Origin of the sequence: Actinoplanes solisilvae, assembly GCF_003999975.1 — a bacterium.
In the GTDB taxonomy this organism is placed as follows: domain Bacteria; phylum Actinomycetota; class Actinomycetes; order Mycobacteriales; family Micromonosporaceae; genus Actinoplanes; species Actinoplanes solisilvae.
This window is the reverse complement of sequence record NZ_RJAC01000002.1, coordinates 816,963-837,170: the sequence shown is the minus strand read 5'-3', so window position 1 is coordinate 837,170 and position 20,208 is coordinate 816,963. Positions and strand designations below refer to the sequence as shown.

Genomic DNA, 20,208 nt, shown 5'->3' with positions numbered 1-20,208 from the left:
GCGCGGACCGCGCTCATTCGAACACGTGTACGATATGCCAGAGTGGACGATCTTCGGGCGTTCACCGAGCTTCTGCAAGATCGACTGTCTTCGAGGATGTTGGGAACCGGGACGTGAATGATCAGGTGCTGAGCGCGCTTGTGGACATCTGCGGACCCGACTATGCGCGTGTCGCGCGGTCGATCGACACGGTCGGTGGCCGCCGGGCCGGTCACGTCGCGGTGCCCGCCACCGCGCAGGCCGTCGCCGACATCCTGCGGCTGATCGCCGAGAGCGGCCTCAGTGCTCTCCCGCGCGGCAGCGGATCCAAGATCGATTGGGGCCGGCCACGCGACGGCGTCGACGTGCTGATCGATACCGGCCGGCTCAGCGGCCTGTGGAGCCACGACGTCGACGGCGGCACGGTCGAGGTCGCGACGGGCACGCCGGTGCGGGCGCTTCAGGCCGCGCTGGCCCTGCAGAGTCAGCGGGTGCCGGTCGACCCGCCGTCACGCACGGCCACCGTCGGCGGCATGCTCGCGGTCAACGAGTCCGGCCCGCTGCGCTACCGGTTCGGCACCCCGGCCGAGTTCGTGACCAGCGTGGCCTACATCGACCGGTCCGGCACGGCCGCCGAGTCCGACGGCGAGCAGGGCCGCCCCGGCATCGCCGAGATCGACGGCGTGATCACCGCGGCGACGTTGCGCCTCGAACCGCTGCCCCCGGCCCGCCGCTGGGTCGGCATCGCGGCGCCCACCCCGCTGCAGCTCGGCAAGCTCGTCGAGGCGGCCGGCGAGGCCGAGCCCAGCGCGATCGAGGTCGACCTGCCGGCCGGCGGCCGCGGCGGCACCCTGGCCGCGCTGTTCGAGGGCGTCGAGGCCGAGGCAGTCGAACAGGCGTCGCGGCTTACCGATGTCTGGGGCGCCGGGGCGGTGACAACGCCGGTCGCGCCGCCGTGGTGGGGAATCTATCCGTTCCGGCGTGACGACGTGGCACTGCGCCTGTCGGTCTCGGCCGCTGATCTGCCGGCGGCGCTCTACGCGCTGGGCGACGCGGCCGGCGGGCCGGTGCCGGTGCGGGGCTCGGCGGGCCTGGGCAGCGTGCACGCTGTGCTGCCGGGCCGCTTGGCGCCGGCCGAGGTCACCGCCATCGTCGAGAGCGTCCGGCACGTTCTGCTGGCTCGCAACGGCCGGGTGGTCGTCGTCGCGGCCCCGCCCGAGCTGGCCCGCGAGATCGAGATGGCCGGTCGCCACGACCTGTTCTGACGGCCTGATGCCGGCCCGTGCCGGTGCGAGAGTGGGCGTGGCCGGGCGGGCCTGCGGCCTCGTCGCCCTACATGATCATCTTTGCTGGGCCCGACCGAGCCCAACTCAGTGCAGGACGGCGTAGCGGCGCTCGCTCGGGGCCGGCTGGCGGTCGGCCAAGGGCTCGCTGCCGACGGCGTACGTGAGATAGGCGAAGCGGCCGATCTGCGCGGCGCCGGTGAGCGCGAGGTGCTGGGCGGTCAGGTGGCGGGGCAGCAGCGGGGCGCCACCGGCCAGCACGACCGGGGCGATGCCCAGGATGATCTCGTCGAGCAGGCCCTGATCGACGAACTGGCCGACCAGGTCGCCGCCGCCGACCAGCCAGACGTTCTTGCCCTTGGCGGCCACCAGCATCGCCTCGTGCACGCGCTTCACGTCGCCGCTCACCATGAAGACGTTCGCGTCGGGCACCAGCGGCAGCTCGCGGTTGGCGAAGACCCAGCACGGGATGTCGCCGTACAGGTCGTGCCAGTTCTGCGGTTCGGCCAGCACGTTGTCGTTCTCGAGCACCCACTCGTAGGTGGTCGCGCCCATGGCGAACGCGCCGACACCCGCGAAGAACCCGCCGAAGGGGTTCTCGTTGCCCCCGTCGACGTCGAAGAGCCACTCCAGCGAGTTGTTCTCGTCGGCGATGTAGCCGTCGATGCTCGTCGCCGTGTAGTACTGAGTTTTCGCCATGACATCCACCATGCCACGAAATATCCGGTAGAAAGGGTCGATTCGGCGGCTTCGGAACGCGCTCAGGCGTCGTTCCGCAGGACCAGGATGGCTATGTCGTCGCGGGGTTCTTCGACCGAGAAGTTGATCGTGGTGGAGCGCAGCCGGGCGGCCATCACCTCGGCCGGGTAGCCGGCGAGCGGGCCGGCCGCGTCGCGCAGGCGGGACGTGCCGAACAGTTCGCGGCCGCGGCGGCGCTCGGTCACCCCGTCGGTGTAGAAGATCAGCGAGTCGCCGGGCTGCAGGAGCACCTCGGTGTCGGGCGAGGTGATCGATTCGAGCAGGCCCAGCGCCGTGCCGCCCTCGCCGACGAACGACGTCTTGCCGTCCGCGTGCACCAGCACCGCCCGGTCGTGGCCGGCCAGGTGCAGGCAGACGGACAGCACCCCGTCGGCCTGCCGGGTCACCGAGGCCATCGCGAGCGTGCAGTAGCGCCCGCCGCCCCGCTGCACCAGCGTCTTGTTGACCCGGCAGAGGATCTCGGTCATCGGCTTGTGATCGTCGACCAGGATGCGGATCACGTCGCGGACGAGGCCGGTCACCGTGGCCGCCTGCACGCCTTTGCCGGAGACGTCGCCGACGACCACGACCCAGCTCTCCGGCCCGGACGGCACCACGTCGTAGAAGTCGCCGCCCACCTCGGAGCCGGTCGGCACATATTCCGCCGCGAACCCGACGCCCTCGACCTTGGGCAACGCCGGTGGCAGCAGGGAGGCCTGCAGCGTACGGGCGACCTTGTGCCTCTCGTCGTGGATGCGGGCGTTGTCGATGGCCAGGGCCGCGCGACGAGCCACGTCCTCCAGCACGTTGACCTCGTCGGCGTCGTGCCGGATGCGGTGGTGCCGGCCCACGGCCAGCGTGCCGAGCCGGGTGCCCCGGGCGACCAGCGGCACCGCGAACCCCTCGGTCGGTGAGCCCAGCATCACCTGGGTGCCCAGACGGGACGCCTCTTCGAGCCGGGCCAGGATCGAGTCGGGCCCGGTCTCGGCCAGCGTCTCGTGCAGCTGGGGCAGGAGTGACTCGTCGGCGTGGGTCGCCGCGGCGAGCTGCAGCCGGCCCCAGGCGTCGGTGGTGTGCACCGCGCACCACTGGCCCAGCCGGGGCACCACGAGCTGCGGGATCAGTGCCATCGTCAGGTTGACGTCGAGCGACTGGGCCAGCAGCTCGCTGGCCTCGGCCAGGAACGTCAGCCAGGTCTGCCGGCGCAGGTCGGCGCGGCGCAGGCGGTCGTTCTCGAGATGCAGCGAGAACCGCTCGGCGACCAGCGTGGCCAGCGGCTGGGCATAGCCGGTGGGGGAGGCGTCGAGCTCGAGCTCGCCCGAGTAGGGCCGCTGCACGTTCAGCCGCACCCGGATCGTGTCGGCGTCGTCGCGCGGCGCCCGGCCGTAACGGGCCAGGAGCTGGCGGCCCCCGCCGTCGCCGCGGTCGAGCCGGATCACCCCGCCGGCCGCCCCGGTGAGGCGGGCGAGCTGGGCGAGCAGGTCGGCGGCGAACTCGGCCACCCCCTCCTCGGACTGGCGCTCGGGGTTGACCTGCAGAAGTGCGCTGAGGGCGCCGACGCTGGGGGTCCCCATTTCGGGGGCGTTCACCGACGCCGGCACCAGCGCGGACGCTTCCCGTACAGCGCCTTCGGGCTCGAGCCGGAACCAGACACCCTTGCCGGTGCCCTCGTGCACCGTGCCCCAGCGGCTCGCGAAATGGTCGACCAGCAGCAGACCACGGCCACGCTCGGCGACCTCGCCGATGTCCACGGTCTCGTTACGCGGGCCGACCGCGAGTTGCTCGACCGGGCCCGGCGCGAAGTCGGTGACCGTTACTGTCAGCCCAGTGGCATCGGCGCGCACCTCGATGTCGAGCTCGGTGTTCGCGTGCACGACGGCGTTGGTCGACAGCTCGGTGGTCAGCAGCAGCGCCTCGTTGAGCAGGGGCTCGAGGCCCGCTTCTTCCAGCACGGAGCGCACGAGGGCGCGCGCCGCCGCCGGGGTGCGCCGGTCGTTGGGCAGCCGGACGCGCCGGACGAGCCCACTCGCTCCAGTGCCCTCGATCGCATCGGCCTCCACTGACACGCATGCATCCTCTCCTGCCGGTGGGCCTGTGCACAAAGTCGTCCCTCGCATTGACCCGGTCGGGCGAGAGAGGATAGGGGGCCCAGCCGGATGACAGCGAGTGAGGACAGCATGACCGCGGCCAAGGAAGCCAGCGTCGGCGTGCCCGACGACACGGCGGTGCTCGGTGAGCTCGCCGAGGCCCTGCGGCGGGTTCGCCGTGGCGATCTCAAGGTTCGGCTGCCCCGTCGCAGCGGGCCGGCCGGTGAGGTCGCCGATGCGTTCAACGAGGTGGTGTCGCTTCAGGAGCGGCAAAATCTCGACCTCAGGCGGATCAGCCGCATCGTCGGTCGTGACGGCCGGCTCACCGAGCGTCTCGACGACGAGGGCCTCGACGGGTCGTGGGCCGACAGCGTCCGATCGGTCAACGCCCTGATCGACGACCTGGGCCGCCCGACGACGGAGATCTCCCGCGTCATCGTGGCCGTCGCCGAGGGCGACCTGTCTCAGCACATGGCGCTGGAGATGGACGGCCGACCCCTCCGGGGTGAATTCCTGCGCATCGGCCGCACGGTCAACACGATGGTCGACCAGCTCTCGTCGTTCGCCGACGAGGTGACCCGGGTGGCCCGCGAGGTGGGCACCGAGGGTGAGCTGGGCGGTCAGGCCGACGTACGCGGCGTGGCCGGCACGTGGAAGGACCTGACCGATTCGGTCAACACGATGGCGTCGAACCTGACCCACCAGGTGCGCTCGATCTCACAGGTCGCGACCGCGATGGCCCGGGGCGATCTGTCGCAGAAGATCACCGTCTCCGCCCGCGGCGAGGTGGCCGAGCTGTCCGACACGATGAACGGCCTGACCGACACGCTGCGGCTGTTCGCCGAGCAGGTGACCCGGGTGGCCCGCGAGGTGGGCACCGAGGGCAAGCTGGGCGGTCAGGCCGAGGTGCCGAACGTGGCCGGCACCTGGAAGGACCTCACCGACTCGGTGAACTCGATGGCCTCCAACCTGACGAGCCAGGTGCGCAACATCGCCCAGGTCTCGACGGCGGTGGCCAAGGGTGACCTGTCGCAGAAGATCACGGTGGCCGCGCAGGGTGAGATCCTCGAGCTCAAGGACACCGTCAACACGATGGTCGACCAGCTGTCGTCGTTCGCCGACGAGGTGACCCGGGTGGCCCGCGAGGTGGGCACCGAGGGCCGGCTGGGCGGTCAGGCCCAGGTGCGCGGCGTCTCCGGCACCTGGCGCGACCTCACCGAGAACGTGAACCAGCTCGCCGCCAACCTCACCGACCAGGTACGCAACATCGCCCAGGTCTCGACGGCGGTGGCCAAGGGTGACCTGTCGCAGAAGATCACGGTCGACGCCCGGGGCGAGATCCTCGAGCTGAAGTCGACCGTGAACACGATGGTCGACCAGCTGTCGTCGTTCGCCGACGAGGTGACCCGGGTGGCCCGCGAGGTGGGTTCGGAGGGCAAGCTCGGCGGGCAGGCCCAGGTCAAGGGCGTCTCGGGCACGTGGCGCGACCTCACCGACAACGTGAACTACATGGCGTCCAACCTGACCAGCCAGGTACGGAACATCTCCTCGGTCACCACGGCGGTGGCCAAGGGTGACCTGTCGCAGAAGATCACGGTCGACGCCCGGGGCGAGATCCTCGAGCTGAAGTCGACCGTCAACACGATGGTCGACCAGTTGTCGTCGTTCGCCGACGAGGTGACCCGCGTGGCCCGCGAGGTCGGCACCGAGGGCAAGCTCGGCGGTCAGGCCCAGGTGCGCGGTGTGGCCGGCACGTGGCGCGACCTCACCGACAACGTCAACTCGATGGCCTCGAACCTGACCAGCCAGGTGCGCAACATCGCCCAGGTCTCCACCGCGGTCGCCCGGGGTGACCTGTCGCAGAAGATCACCGTCGACGCGCAGGGCGAGATCCTCGAGCTGAAGAACACCGTGAACACGATGGTCGACCAGCTGTCGTCGTTCGCCGACGAGGTCACCCGCGTGGCCCGCGAGGTGGGCTCGGAGGGCAAGCTCGGCGGCCAGGCGCAGGTGCGCGGTGTGGCCGGCACGTGGCGCGACCTCACCGACAACGTGAACTACATGGCCTCCAACCTCACCGCCCAGGTACGCAACATCGCGTCCGTCACCACGGCGGTGGCCAAGGGCGACCTGTCGCAGAAGATCACGGTCGACGCCCGGGGCGAGATCCTCGAGCTCAAGGACACCGTGAACACGATGGTCGACCAGCTCTCGTCGTTCGCCACCGAGATCACCCAGCTCGGCCGCGAGGTCGGTGTCGAGGGCAAGCTGGGCGGCCAGGCGCAGGTCAAGGGCGTCTCCGGCACCTGGCAAGACCTCACCGACAACGTGAACCAGCTCGCGTCGACGCTGACCATCCAGCTCCGCGCGATCTCCGAGGTGTCCACGGCCGTGACCCGCGGCGACCTGACGCAGAGCATCGCGGTCGAGGCGCAGGGCGAGGTCGCCGAGCTCAAGGACAACCTGAACCAGATGATCGTCACGCTCCGCGAGACGACCAAGGCGAACGCCGAGCAGGGCTGGCTCGACTCCAACCTGGCCCGCATCGGTGGCCTGCTGCAGGGCCAGCGCGACCTCGGCGAGGTCTGCCGCATGATCATGACCGAGGTGACCCCGCTGGTCGACGCCCAGCTCGGCGCGTTCTTCATGGTCGACAACGAGCAGGCCGTCATGCGTCTGAGGCTCGCCGCGTCGTACGGCTATGTCGCCCGCAACCACGAGGTGACCTTCGGGCCCGGCGAGGGACTGGTCGGCCAGGCCGCCGTCTCGCGCCGCACGATCCGGGTGCGGGCCACCCACGACGGCATCCTGACGATGCGCTCCGGTCTCATGTCGATGCCACCGAACGACCTGGTCGTGCTGCCGGTGCTGTTCGAGGGCGAGATGCTCGGCGTGATCGAGTTCGCGTCGGTCGCCACGTTCTCGGGGCTGCACCTGACGTTCCTCGAACGGCTCGTCTCGACGATCGGGGTCGCCCTCAACACCATCCAGGCGAACCGGCGTACGGAAGAACTGCTCTCACAATCGCAACGGCTCGCTCGCGAGATGCAGGACCAGTCGGCCGAACTGCAGCGCACCAACGCCGAACTGGAGGACAAGGCCCAGCTCCTCAGCGAGCAGAAGGCCAACATCGAGACCAAGAACCGCGAGATCGAACAGGCCCGCCGCGGCCTGGAAGAGAAGGCGCAGCAGCTCAGCCGGGCCAGCGCCTACAAGTCCGAGTTCCTGGCGAACATGAGCCACGAACTGCGTACGCCGCTCAACTCACTGCTGCTGCTCGCCCGGCTGCTCGCCGACAACCCCGAGACCAACCTGAGCGAGAAGCAGATCGAGTTCGCCCGCACCATCCACAGTGCCGGCTCCGACCTGCTCTCCCTGATCGACGACATCCTCGACCTGGCCAAGATCGAAGCCGGACGCATGGACGTCGAACCCGACCAGGTCGACTTCGAGGGCGTCCGCAGCTACGTCGAGCAGGCATTCGCGCCGCAGGCCAACGAGAAGGGCCTGGAATTCCGGGTCTGGCTGCAGCCGGGGCTGCCCGAGTCGATCCTCACGGACGCCCAGCGACTCCACCAGATTCTGCGCAACATGCTGTCCAACGCGGTCAAGTTCACCGACAGCGGCTCGGTCACGCTGAGCATCTTCGGCGCGCCGCCCGAGACCGACTTCGAGATCCCGGCCCTGGCCGCGGCCCGGCAGGTGATCGCGTTCGCGGTGACCGACACCGGCATCGGCATCAACGACGAGAAGCTGGCCATCATCTTCGAGCCGTTCCAGCAGGCCGACGGCACGACCACCCGCAAATACGGCGGTACGGGCCTGGGCCTGTCGATCAGCCGCGACCTGGCCGCGCTGCTCGGAGGCACGATCGTGGTGTCGTCCCGGCCCGGCGAAGGGTCGACGTTCACGCTCTACATGCCCGAAGCGCTGAGCGCCGAGGCGATCCCGCCGCTCAGCCTGCCGACGCTGCCGTCGACCACGGTGGTCGTACAGCCGCCGCCGGCGCCGATCGACATCCCGCTGATGGAGCTGCCGGTCCTGACACCGCGGGCCGAGATCGAAGGACACGTGGTGACCCCGGCGAGCCGCCAGCTCGACGGGGCAACGGTCCTGATCGTCGACGACGACGTGCGGAACGTGTTCGCGCTGACCAGTGCGCTCGAGATGCACGGGCTGAACGTTCTCTACTCGGACAACGGGGTCGACGGGGTGCGGGTGCTGGGCGAGCACCCCGAGGTCGACATCGTGCTGATGGACGCGATGATGCCTGATCAGGACGGGTACGAGACCACCCGCGGCATCCGGCGTAACCAGCGCTTCCAGGATCTGCCGGTAGTGTTCCTCACGGCGAAGGCGATGCCGGGGGACCGGGAATCAGCCCTCGCGGCCGGCGCCAGCGACTACATCACGAAGCCTGTTGATCTCGACGAACTGATCGAGCTGATGGCCCGCTGGGTCAACGCCGACAAGACCACGGAACCGGAGCGGGGCTGAGATTCTCGGCCCAGGGAAGGGATGAAGAGTGGCGGAGCGCGCGAAGGCCCTGCTGGTTGACGACCGTAAAGACAATCTGTTGGCCCTGGAGGCGATTCTCCAAGGACTGCCGGTTACGGCGGTGGCGGTCGAGAGCGGTGAGGCGGCGCTCAAGCAACTGCTCACCGACGACTTCGCGGTGATTCTGCTCGATGCGCAGATGCCCAACATGGACGGGTTCGAGACTGCCACTCACATCAAGCGGCGGGAGCGGACCCGGCATGTGCCGATCCTGTTCCTCACGGCGGCCGACCGGGATGCCCAACTCGCACTGAGGGGCTACGCGGTTGGTGCCGTGGACTACCTGACGAAGCCGTTCGACCCTTGGGTTCTGCGGGCCAAGGTGTCCATCTTTGTCGATCTCTGGAACAAGACTCAGCAGCTCAAGGCTCAGGCCGAGGCTACGCGTGAGCGTGATGCTCAGTGGCAGCGGCTTACCGAGACTGTGGACGAAGCCGCCCGGGTCTTGCGCTCCGGTGGCGACGAAGCGGCTGGTGAGGCTCTTGCTCTGCTCGAGAAGGCGCGCTGGGGGAACTGAGAGGGTCACCCCTGGGGCGGGTGGGACCGGACGAATTGAGCGTGCCGATTGCGGTGCGGACGGCATTTCCACAGCTCAGCCGGTCGCCTGCGCGGACTTGGCCGACGTGCCGGGCCGCTTCAAGTCCCTGACCGGCGACCCCTCCGCGGGCTAGGCGGTGCTGCTGATCATCAGGGCTGAGCGTAGGCCGGTGATGTCCAGCACTCGTAGCAGGAAGTCGCCTACGTTGCTCAGGGCCAGGACGGAACGGGCATGTTGGGCTTTTCGGCTTAGGACTACCAGGGTGCCTAGGCCCTGGGAGTCGCAGAACGTCACGCCTGCCATGTCGAGGACTATGCGCGGCGGCGGTTCGGCCAGGACTTCATTTACTAGCGTCGATAGTTGGTTGACCGTGAGCACGTCAATCTCCCCGGCGAGGTGGAAGACGACCTCGTCAGGGGAGTGCTCAGCCGTGATCGACAGCTCGGGTCGCTCCACCGGGCCAGCCTATCGCCTGTGTGCTTGTTCGGCCTGTTGGGCGCGAACAGATCGGGGCGTTCCCGGCATCGGCGAGTGGGGGTTTGGCGATCCTCGGATGATGTGAGGAACCCTCTTGAGATTCTTGCTCGAACGCGCTGACACAATGGGAGCCGCTGTGACCACCTCATACCGCCCCGAGGGCCTCCCCTACCCGGAGGACGCCCCGGTTTCCCAGAGACTGTTCGACCGCGCCAAGGCCATCGTGCCGGGCGGGGTCAATTCACCCGTGCGTGCGTTCCGGGCGGTGGGGGGCGTGCCCCGCTTCATGGACCACGGCGCGGGAGCGTGGCTGACCGACGCGGACGGGCGGCGCTACGTCGACCTCGTCTGCTCGTGGGGGCCGCTCATTCACGGGCACGCGCACCCGGAGGTCGTGGCGGCGATTCAGTCAGCCGCGACCCGGGGAACGAGCTTCGGCACCCCCACGGCGGGCGAGGTCGACCTGGCCGAAGAGATCGTCCGGCGTACGACGGTGGAAGAGGTCCGGCTGGTCAACTCGGGCACCGAGGCGACGATGTCGGCGATTCGGCTGGCCCGCGGGTTCACCGGGCGATCCAAGATCGTGAAGTTCGCCGGGTGCTATCACGGCCACGTCGACGCGCTGCTGGCCGCGGCGGGGTCGGGGGTGGCGACGCTGGGTCTGCCCGACTCGCCGGGGGTCACCGGTGCGGCGGCGAGCGAGACGATCGTGCTGCCCTACAACGACGTGGCCGCCGTCGAGGAGGCCTTCCGCCAGGACGGTCACGAGATCGCGGCGATCATCACCGAGGCCGCGGCCGGAAACATGGGCGTGGTGGCGCCGCGCGACGGCTTCAACCAGCGGCTGGCCGAGATCGCGCACGCGGCGGGGGCCCTGCTGATCGTCGACGAGGTGATGACCGGCTTCCGCGTCTCGGCGGGGGGCTGGGCCGGGCTCGACCCGGTCGACGCCGACCTGTTCACCTTCGGCAAGGTGATGGGCGGCGGGCTGCCGGCGGCGGCGTTCGGCGGGCGGCGCGAGATCATGTCGCGCCTGGCCCCGGCCGGGCCGGTCTATCAGGCGGGCACGCTGTCGGGCAATCCGCTGGCCTGCGCGGCCGGGCTGGCCTCGCTGCGGCTCGCCGACGAGGCGGTCTACAAGCGGCTCGACGAGCTGTCGGCGACGGTCGGCGCGCTGGCGGCTGACGCGCTGACCACCGCGGGCGTCCCGCACCGGCTGGCCTTCGCCGGCAACATGTTCTCGATCTTCTTCACCGAGTCCGAGGTGGTCGACTACGAGTCGGCCAAGACCCAGGACGTCGGGGCGTTCAAGGCGTTCTTCCACGCGATGCTGTCGCGCGGTGTCTACCTGCCGCCGAGCGCCTTCGAGTCGTGGTTCGTCTCGACCGCCATCGACGAGGAAGCTCTGGAACAGATCGCCACGGCGCTGCCCTACGCGGCAGACGCGGCCGCGGCGGCGGGGGGAGATAAATGAGCGAACCGACGCGGACCACGGTGCACGTCATGCGGCACGGCGAGGTCTTCAACCCCAACAAGGTCCTGTACGGGCGGCTGCCCGACTTCCACCTGTCGGAGCTCGGCCAGCAGATGGCCGTGGCGGCCGCGAAGTCGCTGGCCAAGCGCGACATCACCCATGTGGTGGCCAGCCCGCTCGAGCGTGCGCAAGAGACGGCCGTCCCGATCGCCGCCGAGTTCGATCTCGACATCCACTCGGACGTACGGCTGATCGAGAGTTCGAACTACTTCGAGGGCAAGAAGGTCTCGGTCGGCGACGGGGCGCTCACGAACCCGCGACACTGGTGGGTGCTGCGCGACCCGATCACCCCCTCGTGGGGCGAGGCCTACCTGGTCATCGCGCAGCGCATGTTCGCCGCCGTGCAGGCCGCGCGGGTCGCCGCCGAGGGGCACGAGGCTGTTTGTGTCTCGCACCAGCTCCCGATCTGGACGCTGCGGCGCTATATAGAGAAGAAGCGTCTGTGGCACGACCCTCGCCGTCGTCAGTGCGGCCTGGCCAGCATCACCTCGTTCCGCTTCGAGGACTCCCGGGTTGTCGGCATCGACTACGCCGAACCCGCCGCGCACCTGGTGGCCCTCTCCGCGTCAGCCAAGACCGCCAAGGGAGCCTGATCATGCGCCGCCTCGCCGCCATCCTGGTCACCGCCGCCGTCACGGCCGGTGTCCTCGCCGGATGCGGAGGGGAGGCGAACTGGGCCGAGAAGTGCACCACCACCAAGGGCGTGGTCGAGTGCGCGCCCGACCAGCGCACGACGGTCAAGGCGGTCAGCGGCGAGCTGCTCGACGGCGGGAAGTACGACCTGAGTCAAGACAGCGGCAAGGTCGTGGTGGTCAACTTCTGGGGCTCGTGGTGCGCGCCGTGCCGGGCCGAGGCCGACGACCTGGAGAAGACCTACCAGGCCACCAAGGACAAGGGCGTCGCGTTCATCGGGGTCAACTCGCGCGACGACAAAGACGCGGCCCGGGAATTCGAGCGCGGCCGGGTGACGTACCCGAGCATCTTTGACTTTGACGGCAAGGTCGGCCTGCAGTTCGACGTGACGCAGGTCAGCACGCCGGCGACCCTGATCATCGACCGGCAGGGGCGCATCGCGGCCGCGCTGCGGCAGGCCACCACGCTGACGCAACTGCTGCCGCTGGTCGAGAAGGTCGCCGCGGAGAGTGAGCGCTGATGGGCGAGTCGTTCGCCGACATAGCGAGTGGCGGCCCGCTCGTGCTGGCCGTCGCCGTGGCCGCGCTGGCCGGCCTGGTGAGCATCCTGTCGCCCTGCGTACTGCCGCTGTTGCCCGGCTACCTCTCGTACGTGACCGGCCTGGCCGGCTCCGATCTGGACGACTCGACGGCGAACGTCACCGAGGAAACCAGCGGAGGCGGCGGCGTGCAGACCCTGGCCCCGCCGAAGACCGGCCGAGCCGTCCGGGGACGCGTCCTGGCCGGCACCAGCCTGTTCGTGCTCGGCTTCTCGGTCGTCTTCACCCTGCTGGCCACGCTGGTCGCCAACCTCGGCTTCCTGCTGCGCCACCAGGAGGCGCTCAACATCGGCCTGGGCATCCTGGTCATCGTGCTCGGCCTGGGCTACCTGGGCATGATCCCGGGGCTGCAGCGCGAGGCCCGCATCAAGAAGCTCCCGGCGGCCGGCCTGATCGGCGCGCCCATCTTCGGCGCGGTCTTCGCCTTCTCCTGGCTGCCGTGCACCGGTCCGACGCTCGCCGCGGTGCTCGCGCTGGCCACCACGAGCGGGGAGACCAACCGAGCCGTCGTGCTCGCCCTGGCGTACAGCTTGGGCCTGGGTCTTCCGTTTGTGGTCTTCGGGCTGTTCTTCCGCAAGCTGCTCGGCGTCTTCCGTGCGGTGCGCCGCAACAGCCGCTGGGTCACCCGCATCGGTGGGGTGCTGCTGATCCTCGTCGGCATCATGCTGGTCTCCGGCGGGTGGAACCACTTCCTGGTGTGGCTGAAGGTCACCTTCGACTTCGGTGGAGGGACTCTGCTGTGACCGTCGTCGAGCAACGCCCCGCTCCCCCCGCTGCTCCGCCGCCACGACCGACCAACCGCGTGTGGGCTCTGCTGCGCAACTCCTGGCGCCAGCTCACCAGCATGCGTACGGCGTTGGTCCTGCTCTTCCTGCTGGCCATCGCGGCGATTCCCGGCTCGGTCTTCCCGCAGCGCGGGGTCAACGCCGAGAGGGTCACGCAGTACTACCAGGCGCACCCCGAACTGGCGCCGTGGCTGGAGCGCCTCGGCGGCTTCGAGGTCTATGCCTCGCCCTGGTTCGCCTCGATCTATCTGCTGCTCTTCACGTCGCTGATCGGCTGTGTCGTGCCCCGGCTGATCGATCACGTGCGCTCGCTGCGGCAGGCCCCGCCCGACGCCCCGAAACGCCTGCGGCGCCTGCCGCAGAACGCCGATTTCGTACGCCCCGGCGAGCCGGCCGAGGTCGCCAAGAGCCTCGCCGGTGGTCTGCGTCGCAGCCGGTTCCGCACCCGGGTGCGCGAGGGCGAGGACGGCGTCTGGACGGTCTCGGCCGAGAAGGGCTACCTCAAGGAGACCGGCAACCTCTTCTTCCACTTCGCCCTGCTGACCGTGCTGGTCTGCGTGGGTTTCGGGCACTGGTACGGCTGGCACGCGAACCGGATCCTCGTCGGCGGCAGCGACCAGGGCTTCTGCAACACCCTCACGCAGTACGACGACTCCACGCTCGGCCCCCGGGTGCAGCCCTCCGACCTGCCGAACTTCTGTCTCAAGCTCAGCGACTTCGAGGCCACGTTCCAGAGCACCGGTCAGCCCAAGACGTTCCTGGCGACGGTGCAGGTCACGCAGGACAACGGCCCGGCCGAGACGCGCAAGTTCACGGTGAACGACCCGCTGCGGCTCGACGGCGCCAACGTCTACCTGCTCGGGCACTCCTACGCGCCGATCCTGAAATACACGGACCGGTTCGGCGTCTCGCAGACCAAGATCGTGCCGTTCCTGCCGGTCGACGGGATGCAGACCAGCGAGGGCGTCGCACAGTTCCCGGACGTGAACATCGACCCCAAGACCAACAAGCGGGACTCGACGCTGCAGATGGGCTTCGAGGGCGTCTACCTGCCGACCGCGGCGAAGGACGGCCGGGCGACCTCGACCTTCCCGGCCGAGAACAACCCGATGCTCTACCTGACCGCCTACCGCGGCGACCTGGGCCTCGACGTCGGCACGCCGGGCTCGGTCTACTCCCTCAAGCAGGCCCAGATCCACAGCGGCGACCTCAAGAACGTCAGCGGCGCCCGCCCGCACCCGCTCAAGATGGGCGAGACCTGGACCCTGGACGACGGCACCAAGCTCGAGTTCCTCGGCACCCGCCCCTACGCGACGCTTTCCATCCGGTACGACCCCACGCAGGGCCTGCTGCTGGTCGGCGCGATCGCCGGGTTGATCGGTCTGATGCTCTCGCTCGCCGGCCACCGCCGCCGCGTGTGGTTCCGGGTCCGGCCGAATGCCGACCGGCCGAATGTCGACCTGCCAGATTCCGCGCGGCCCGGCGGCGGTACGTTGGTCGAGGCCGGTGGCCTGCCGCGCACCGACTACCCCGGTTTCTCCGACGAGTTCAAGGCGCTGGTCAAAACCGCCGAGGAAGGGACGTCCTGATGGCGGAGTTGTCGAATCAGTTGATGGCGGCGGCCGTCCTGACCTATCTGGTCGCGATGGTCTGCTACGCCGGGGAGTACGCGTTCGGTCGCCGCAGCCGCGTCGGTCGGGCCGCGCTGCGCCCGGTCGAGGCCAAGCTGCTGGTGGGCGCGGGCGCCCCGGTGCCCGACGACATCGTGGTGACCGAGGAGTCCTCCCCGCCGCCCGTCCGGCGCGACCGGGGCGAACTGGTCGGCAAGATCGCGGTCGGCTTCAACGTCATCGCGGTGCTGCTGCACCTCGGCGGTCTGGTCACCCGCGGCATCGCGGCCGACCGCATGCCGTGGGGCAACATGTACGAGTACATCCTGGCCACCACGTTCATCGCCTCGGCGGTGTGGCTGGGCATCGTGCTCGCCCGTCCGGCCGTGCGGCACCTGGGCCTGTTCGCCTCGCTGGCGCTGGTCGTCATGCTCGGCGCGGCCAGCCTGATCGCCTACACCCCGGTCGGCCCGCTGGTCCCGGCGCTGAAGTCGTACTGGTTCATCATCCACGTGTCGACGATCATCATCGGCACGGGCATCTTCCTGATCGGCGCTGTGCCGGCCGCGATGTTCCTCATCCGCAACGGCTACGACCAGGGCAAACGCCGTTTCCCCTACACGCTCGGCAAGCGCGTGCCGGCCGCTGCCACCCTCGAGCGGCTGACGTTCCGCCTGCACGCCTTCGCGTTCCCGCTGTTCACCTTCGGCGCGCTGATCGCCGGTCCGATCTGGGCCGAGGCGTCCTGGGGCCGCTACTGGGGCTGGGACCCCAAGGAGGTGTGGGCGTTCATCTCATGGATCGTCTACGCCGGTTACCTGCACGCGCGGGCCACGCCGAGCGTCAAGCGCACGGTCGCGACCTGGATCGCGCTGATCGGCTTCGTGACGATGCTGATGAACCTGTTCGGCGTGAACCTGTTCTTCGAGGGCCTGCACTCGTACGCCAACGCGGGCTGATCGTTCAGCCGCAGTCGCCGGCGGTCCACGTGTCGTAACGGGTCAGCCAGTCGAGGCAGAACCCGCCGTTGTGCTCGCGCTGGGCCGGGTCCGACCCGGTCAGCGTAGGCACGTCGTCGCGCCAGAGCCGGGACGCGCCACCGTCGGCCGGCCGCAGCCGGACGTTGTCCACCAGCACCGGCGGCACATCGAGCAGGCCGGGCCGTCCGGCGTCGACGTGCACCTCGACGTACTGCTCGACGGTCGCCGTGGGGCCCAGCGGCAGCCGTTGAGCGGTGAGCAGGTTCCACCGGTCGCCCCACCACAGCCAGGCGCTCCACCAGCCGCCGTCGTTCGAGCGCAGGTCGAGCCAGATCTTGTCGCCGGGCCGCAGCAGGTACTGGTCGTAGAACTGCCAAGTCTTGGTGTTGGTGTTGAACGTGTAGATGTGCTGGCGGCCCGGTTGCGCCCAGCCCGTCTCGGCCCAGCCCGCCTCGAGCCACGCGATGCTGCCGCGGCCCAGGTTGCGCTTGGCCATGAAGCGGCCGGCCACGAAGTCGTACGACCGGGGTCGAACCGAACCGTCCACGACCGACATGCGCCCCGAGACGCCGGCCCACTCGTTGCCGGTGTTGGCGCCCAGGTGGTGGTAGCCGCTCGGGGTGAAGCCGGCCTCGCCGCGCCGGGCCAGTCGCACGCCCGATTCAAGGATGTGACCTGTGGCACGACAGGCCCCCATGGTGTTCGGCCCGGCCGGTTGGGTGGGGGCCCGCGTCGACGCCTTCGCGGCCGGGCAGGGGGGTAGTCTCCTGCTCCCGGCGGCCGGGTTCACGCCTGTCAGCGTGGTGGTCAGGGCGGCCATCGCGCACCACAGCACCGCGTTCCGGATCTTCACCTGCCACCTCACGTGAGCCTCGGGCCAATGCCCACTCAACGCGAATCGGACAATCCGAGTGACGGTGATCGCCCGCGCGCGAAACTGTCGGACCCGTACGCGAGACTGGTCGTCATGGCGCCTCGTGGATTTCCCTATGAAAATCTGCAGAGCTTCCTCGACGCCCTGGAGGCGGCCGGGGAACTCCGTCGGATCACCGTGCCGGTCGACCCGACGCTGGAGATCAGCGAGGTGGTGACGCGCACCGTGCGGGCCGGCGGCCCGGCGCTGCTGTTCGAGCGCCCCACCCGCGGCACGATGCCGATCGCGATCAACCTCTTCGGCACCGAGAAGCGCATGGCGATGGCCCTGGGCGTCGAGTCGCTCGACGAGGTCGGCGACCGCATCGGCGCGATGCTCAAGCCCGAGCTCCCGGTCGGCTGGTCCGGCATCCGCGAGGGCCTCGGCAAGGTGCTGCAGCTCAAGTCGCTGCCGCCGCGCAAGGTGAAGACCGCCCCCTGCCAAGAGGTCGTGCTCAAGGGCGACGAGGTCGACCTCGGCCTGCTGCCCGGCCTGCAGGTCTGGCCCGACGACGGCGGCATCTTCCACAACTACGGGCTCACCCACACCAAGCACCCCGAGACCGGCAAGCGCAACCTCGGCCTCTACCGCCTCCAGCAGCACTCGAAGAACACGCTCGGCATGCACTGGCAGATCCACAAAGATTCGACGGCCCACCACGCGGTCGCCGAGCGGCTCGGCCAGCGCCTGCCGGTGGCCATCGCGATCGGCTGCGACCCGGTGGTCAGCTACGCCGCGAGTGCGCCGCTCCCGTCCGACATCGACGAATACCTCTTCGCCGGCTTCCTGCGTGGCGAGCGCGTCGAGATGGTCGACTGCCTGACCGTTCCGCTGCAGGTGCCGGCCGAGGCCCAGATCATCCTCGAGGGCTACCTCGAGCCCGGCGAGCGCATGCCCGAGGGCCCGTTCGGCGACCACACCGGTTTCTACACCCCGGTCGAGCCGTTCCCGGTGCTGCACATCGAAGCCATGACGATGCGCAAGAAGCCGATCTACCACTCGATCGTCACGTCCAAGCCGCCGCAGGAAGATCACGGCCTCGGCAAGGCGACCGAGCGCATCTTCCTGCCGCTGCTGCGCATGCTGATCCCCGACGTCGTCGACTACGACCTGCCCGCGGCCGGCGTCTTCCACAACTGCGCGATCGTCTCGATCCGCAAGCGCTACCCCAAGCACGCCCAGAAGATCATGAACGCCATCTGGGGCGCCCACCTGATGTCGCTGACCAAGCTGATCGTGATCGTCGACGAGGACTGCGACGTCCACGACTACAACGAGGTCGCCTTCCGCGCCTTCGGCAACGTCGACTACGACCGCGACCTGTTGCTCACCCAGGGCCCCGTCGACCACCTCGACCACTCGTCCTACCAGCAGTTCTGGGGTGGCAAGGCCGGCATCGACGCCACCCGTAAGCTGCCTTCCGAGGGCTACTCACGAGGCTGGCCCGAGGAGATGGCGATGTCGCCCGAGGTGAAGAGCCTGGTCGACAAGCGCTGGAAGGAGTACGGCATATGACGGCGGTCGCGGCGGTCCCCGAGAAACCCGGCAAGGTCAAGGCGTTCCTGCGTCTGGTCGTCATCGAGCACTCGGTCTTCGCGCTCCCGTTCGCCTATCTGTCCGCCGCCGTCGCGCTGCACCGCGAGGGCACCGGCGTGCACTGGGTCGACCTGCTGCTCGTGACGATCGCGATGGTTGCCGGCCGCACCTTCGCGATGGCCGCCAACCGCATCCTCGACCGCAAGATCGACGCCCTCAACCCGCGTACGCAGAATCGCGAGCTCGTCACCGGCGCCGTCTCGCCACGAACGGCGTGGACGGGCGCCGTGGTCTCGCTGGTCGTGCTCTTCGTCGCGGCCGGCCTGCTCAACTGGCTCTGCCTCGTGCTGGCTCCGCTCGCCGTGATCCCGCTGGTCGTCTATCCGTACGCCAAGCGGTTCACCAACTTCCCGCACTACGTGCTCGCGCTCGCCCAGGCGGTCGCCCCGGTCGGCGCCTGGCTGGCGATCACCGGCACGTTCGCCGGCTCGGGCCCGGCCTGGCTGCTCGGCGTCGCGGTCGGCCTGTGGATCGGTGGCTTCGACATCATCTACGCCTGCCAGGACGTCGAGATCGACCGCAAGATCGGCGTGCACTCCACCCCGGCCCGCTTCGGCGTGCCCACGGCGCTGCACATCTCGACCGCGACCCACGTGGTGACGTTCGCGCTCTTCGTGTGGTTCGGCCAGCTCGCCGGCCTCGGCTGGCTCTGGTGGATAGGCCTCGCCGCGACCGCGGTCGGCCTCGTCTACCAGCACATCGTCGTCACCCCGACCGACCTGTCGAAGGTGAACCGGGCCTTCTTCACGGCCAACGGCTTCATCGCCATCGCCCTGTTCCTCTTCGCCCTGCTCGACCTGCTCCTGCTGTGATCGTCCCTTCGGCCCGGCCGGCGCGCGACCGCGGCGCACACTTGATACATGCGTGAACCGTGGGTCGTCGGTGTCTCCGGAGCCTCAGGGACTCCCTACGCGCGGGCCGTGCTCAGCGCGCTGCTCGACGCGGGGGAGGCCGTCGATCTGGTGATCTCGCGAGCCGCGCGGCTGACGATCCTCGACGAGACCGGTGCGACCGTGCGCGACGCGCACTGGAAGGACGACGTAGCCGCGTGGCTGGGGCGGGACCTGGGCGACCTGTCCTACTGGCCGGCCGGTGACCTGGCCGCCGGTCCGAGCAGCGGGTCCTATCCGGCCAAGGGCATGATCGTGGTGCCGGCCAGCACGGCCGCCTGCGCGGGCATCGCGATCGGCCTGTCCAAAGATCTGCTGCAGCGGGCGGCCGAGGTGAACCTCAAGGAGCGTCGACGCACAGTCATCGTGCCCCGGGAGACGCCGGTTACCCGCAGTCACCTGGAACATCTGATCGCGTTGCACGACGCCGGGGCCGTGGTTCTGCCCGCCAGCCCCGGGTTCTACGGGGCCGGCGCGCGGGCCACGGCCCAGCAGCTCGTCGACTTCGTCGCGGGCAAGGCCCTCGACGCGTTGGGCGTGACCCACACGCTTCTGACCCGTTGGACAGGTGAGCTGAACGCTCAGCGCAGTCCGTTGGGTGGGCCGTAACCCATTCCCGGGTTGCTCGGCCCGGCGTTGCGAGGTCGATTGGCCGCGTCGTCCTCGCGCATCTCCTCGACCACGCCGTCGCCTTCCAGCAACGCGCGGACCTCGGATTCGCGGAATCGACGATGGCCTCCGGGTGTGCGGATGCTCCCGATGCGCCCGGCGGCGGCCCAGCGGGTCACCGTTTTCGGGTCGACGCGGAACAGCGCGGCCACCTCGCCTGGTGTGAGCAGACGATCTCCAGTGTCCACAGCCCCCTCCTCGCGTCGGTCTTTTGGAGCGGCCGTGATCACGGTGAGTGTCGGCGTGCTCGATCGGGACGTAAAGCCATTAGAGCATTGCCCCGGAACCGAGTCCCTGGAATGCGGAAAAAGCCCTAATTGCGACAGTGATCGTTATCCTGC

The 20,208-nt window shown here is 69.4% G+C and carries 18 protein-coding genes; 13 read left to right on the top strand and 5 right to left on the bottom strand.

Annotated elements, in window-relative coordinates:
* The first annotated feature begins 113 nt into the window (after positions 1-113).
* Positions 114-1,244 carry an FAD-binding oxidoreductase gene (locus EER30_RS10875; RefSeq protein ID WP_240669934.1) on the top strand — a complete coding sequence of 377 codons (1,131 nt, stop codon included), beginning with the start codon at positions 114-116 and terminating at the stop codon, positions 1,242-1,244.
* A gap of 105 nt (positions 1,245-1,349) precedes the next feature.
* On the opposite strand, the gene EER30_RS10870 is transcribed toward EER30_RS10875, so the two are convergent.
* Together EER30_RS10870 and EER30_RS10865 are read right to left on the bottom strand one after the other, a co-directional pair.
* Positions 1,350-1,961 (bottom strand): dihydrofolate reductase family protein, encoded by a 612-nt coding sequence (locus tag EER30_RS10870; protein WP_164842273.1) that lies wholly within the window; start codon positions 1,959-1,961, stop codon positions 1,350-1,352.
* Positions 1,962-2,023: 62 nt separating this feature from the next.
* Positions 2,024-4,066 (bottom strand): SpoIIE family protein phosphatase, encoded by a 2,043-nt coding sequence (locus EER30_RS10865; RefSeq protein WP_240669933.1) that lies wholly within the window; start codon positions 4,064-4,066, stop codon positions 2,024-2,026.
* A gap of 111 nt (positions 4,067-4,177) precedes the next feature.
* On the opposite strand from EER30_RS10865, the gene EER30_RS10860 reads away from it, so the two are divergent.
* Positions 4,178-8,584 carry a HAMP domain-containing protein gene (locus EER30_RS10860; protein ID WP_127500286.1) on the top strand — a complete coding sequence of 1,469 codons (4,407 nt, stop codon included), beginning with the start codon at positions 4,178-4,180 and terminating at the stop codon, positions 8,582-8,584.
* 28 nt (positions 8,585-8,612) lie between these two features.
* On the top strand, positions 8,613-9,161 hold the full coding sequence (locus tag EER30_RS10855) for a response regulator (RefSeq protein WP_127500188.1): 549 nt from the start codon (positions 8,613-8,615) through the stop codon (positions 9,159-9,161).
* A 150-nt stretch (positions 9,162-9,311) separates the two neighbouring features.
* Here EER30_RS10855 and EER30_RS10850 read toward each other — a convergent pair whose 3' ends face one another.
* A complete protein-coding gene (locus EER30_RS10850) occupies positions 9,312-9,638 on the bottom strand; it encodes an STAS domain-containing protein (RefSeq protein WP_127500187.1) in 327 nt (108 codons plus the stop codon).
* Positions 9,639-9,783: 145 nt separating this feature from the next.
* Here EER30_RS10850 and hemL point away from each other — a divergent pair, with 145 nt between their 5' ends.
* Genes hemL through ccsB form a run of 6 tightly spaced genes read left to right on the top strand, consistent with a single transcriptional unit; the run spans position 9,784 to position 15,778 of the window.
* A complete protein-coding gene (hemL, locus tag EER30_RS10845; RefSeq protein WP_127500186.1) occupies positions 9,784-11,133 on the top strand; it encodes a glutamate-1-semialdehyde 2,1-aminomutase in 1,350 nt (449 codons plus the stop codon).
* Positions 11,130-11,786, top strand: coding sequence for a histidine phosphatase family protein (locus EER30_RS10840; protein ID WP_127500185.1), 657 nt, complete (start codon positions 11,130-11,132; stop codon positions 11,784-11,786). Before hemL ends, EER30_RS10840 begins: the two co-directional genes overlap by 4 nt.
* Positions 11,783-12,346, top strand: a complete 564-nt coding sequence (locus EER30_RS10835) for a TlpA disulfide reductase family protein (protein WP_127500285.1) — start codon at positions 11,783-11,785, stop codon at positions 12,344-12,346. The genes EER30_RS10840 and EER30_RS10835 overlap by 4 nt, the downstream gene beginning before the upstream one ends.
* Positions 12,346-13,167: a cytochrome c biogenesis CcdA family protein gene (locus EER30_RS10830; protein WP_127500184.1), complete on the top strand. Its 822-nt coding sequence runs from the start codon at positions 12,346-12,348 to the stop codon at positions 13,165-13,167. Before EER30_RS10835 ends, EER30_RS10830 begins: the two co-directional genes overlap by 1 nt.
* Positions 13,164-14,798 (top strand): cytochrome c biogenesis protein ResB, encoded by a 1,635-nt coding sequence (gene resB, locus EER30_RS10825; RefSeq protein ID WP_127500183.1) that lies wholly within the window; start codon positions 13,164-13,166, stop codon positions 14,796-14,798. The genes EER30_RS10830 and resB overlap by 4 nt, the downstream gene beginning before the upstream one ends.
* Complete coding sequence (gene ccsB, locus EER30_RS10820) at positions 14,798-15,778, top strand: c-type cytochrome biogenesis protein CcsB (RefSeq protein WP_127500182.1); 981 nt, start codon at positions 14,798-14,800, stop codon at positions 15,776-15,778. The genes resB and ccsB overlap by 1 nt, the downstream gene beginning before the upstream one ends.
* Before the next feature lie 4 nt (positions 15,779-15,782).
* Here the strand turns inward: ccsB and EER30_RS10815 are convergent, their stop codons facing one another.
* Positions 15,783-16,454, bottom strand: coding sequence for a hypothetical protein (locus tag EER30_RS10815; protein ID WP_127500181.1), 672 nt, complete (start codon positions 16,452-16,454; stop codon positions 15,783-15,785).
* A gap of 22 nt (positions 16,455-16,476) precedes the next feature.
* On the opposite strand from EER30_RS10815, the gene EER30_RS10810 reads away from it, so the two are divergent.
* The 4 genes from EER30_RS10810 to EER30_RS10795 all read left to right on the top strand — a co-directional run bounded on the left by EER30_RS10810 (position 16,477) and on the right by EER30_RS10795 (position 19,807).
* Complete coding sequence (locus EER30_RS10810) at positions 16,477-16,668, top strand: hypothetical protein (RefSeq protein ID WP_127500180.1); 192 nt, start codon at positions 16,477-16,479, stop codon at positions 16,666-16,668.
* A 98-nt stretch (positions 16,669-16,766) separates the two neighbouring features.
* The gene (locus EER30_RS10805) at positions 16,767-18,227 is read left to right on the top strand and encodes a menaquinone biosynthesis decarboxylase (protein WP_127500179.1); all 1,461 of its coding nucleotides are present in this window, start codon (positions 16,767-16,769) and stop codon (positions 18,225-18,227) included.
* Entirely contained in the window at positions 18,224-19,120 is an 897-nt protein-coding gene (gene mqnP, locus EER30_RS10800; protein WP_127500178.1) for a menaquinone biosynthesis prenyltransferase MqnP, read from the top strand. The genes EER30_RS10805 and mqnP overlap by 4 nt, the downstream gene beginning before the upstream one ends.
* Before the next feature lie 48 nt (positions 19,121-19,168).
* Positions 19,169-19,807, top strand: coding sequence for a UbiX family flavin prenyltransferase (locus EER30_RS10795; RefSeq protein ID WP_127500177.1), 639 nt, complete (start codon positions 19,169-19,171; stop codon positions 19,805-19,807).
* Here the strand turns inward: EER30_RS10795 and EER30_RS10790 are convergent.
* The gene (locus EER30_RS10790; RefSeq protein ID WP_026206443.1) at positions 19,780-20,055 is read right to left on the bottom strand and encodes a BldC family transcriptional regulator; all 276 of its coding nucleotides are present in this window, start codon (positions 20,053-20,055) and stop codon (positions 19,780-19,782) included. The two genes, EER30_RS10795 and EER30_RS10790, sit on opposite strands and share 28 nt — an antisense overlap.
* Between the last annotated feature and the right edge of the window lie 153 nt (positions 20,056-20,208).

Bases quoted from the DNA above. Each gene is read 5' to 3' on its own strand.
- hemL (WP_127500186.1), top strand. From the start codon at position 9,784: ATGGGAGCCGCTGTGACCACCTCATACCGCCCCGAGGGCCTCCCCTAC.
- EER30_RS10805 (WP_127500179.1), top strand. From the start codon at position 16,767: ATGGCGCCTCGTGGATTTCCCTATGAAAATCTGCAGAGCTTCCTCGAC.
- EER30_RS10830 (WP_127500184.1), top strand. From the start codon at position 12,346: ATGGGCGAGTCGTTCGCCGACATAGCGAGTGGCGGCCCGCTCGTGCTG.
- EER30_RS10840 (WP_127500185.1), top strand. From the start codon at position 11,130: ATGAGCGAACCGACGCGGACCACGGTGCACGTCATGCGGCACGGCGAG.
- ccsB (WP_127500182.1), top strand. From the start codon at position 14,798: ATGGCGGAGTTGTCGAATCAGTTGATGGCGGCGGCCGTCCTGACCTAT.
- EER30_RS10870 (WP_164842273.1), bottom strand. From the start codon at position 1,961: ATGGCGAAAACTCAGTACTACACGGCGACGAGCATCGACGGCTACATC.
- EER30_RS10860 (WP_127500286.1), top strand. From the start codon at position 4,178: ATGACCGCGGCCAAGGAAGCCAGCGTCGGCGTGCCCGACGACACGGCG.
- mqnP (WP_127500178.1), top strand. From the start codon at position 18,224: ATGACGGCGGTCGCGGCGGTCCCCGAGAAACCCGGCAAGGTCAAGGCG.
- EER30_RS10795 (WP_127500177.1), top strand. From the start codon at position 19,169: ATGCGTGAACCGTGGGTCGTCGGTGTCTCCGGAGCCTCAGGGACTCCC.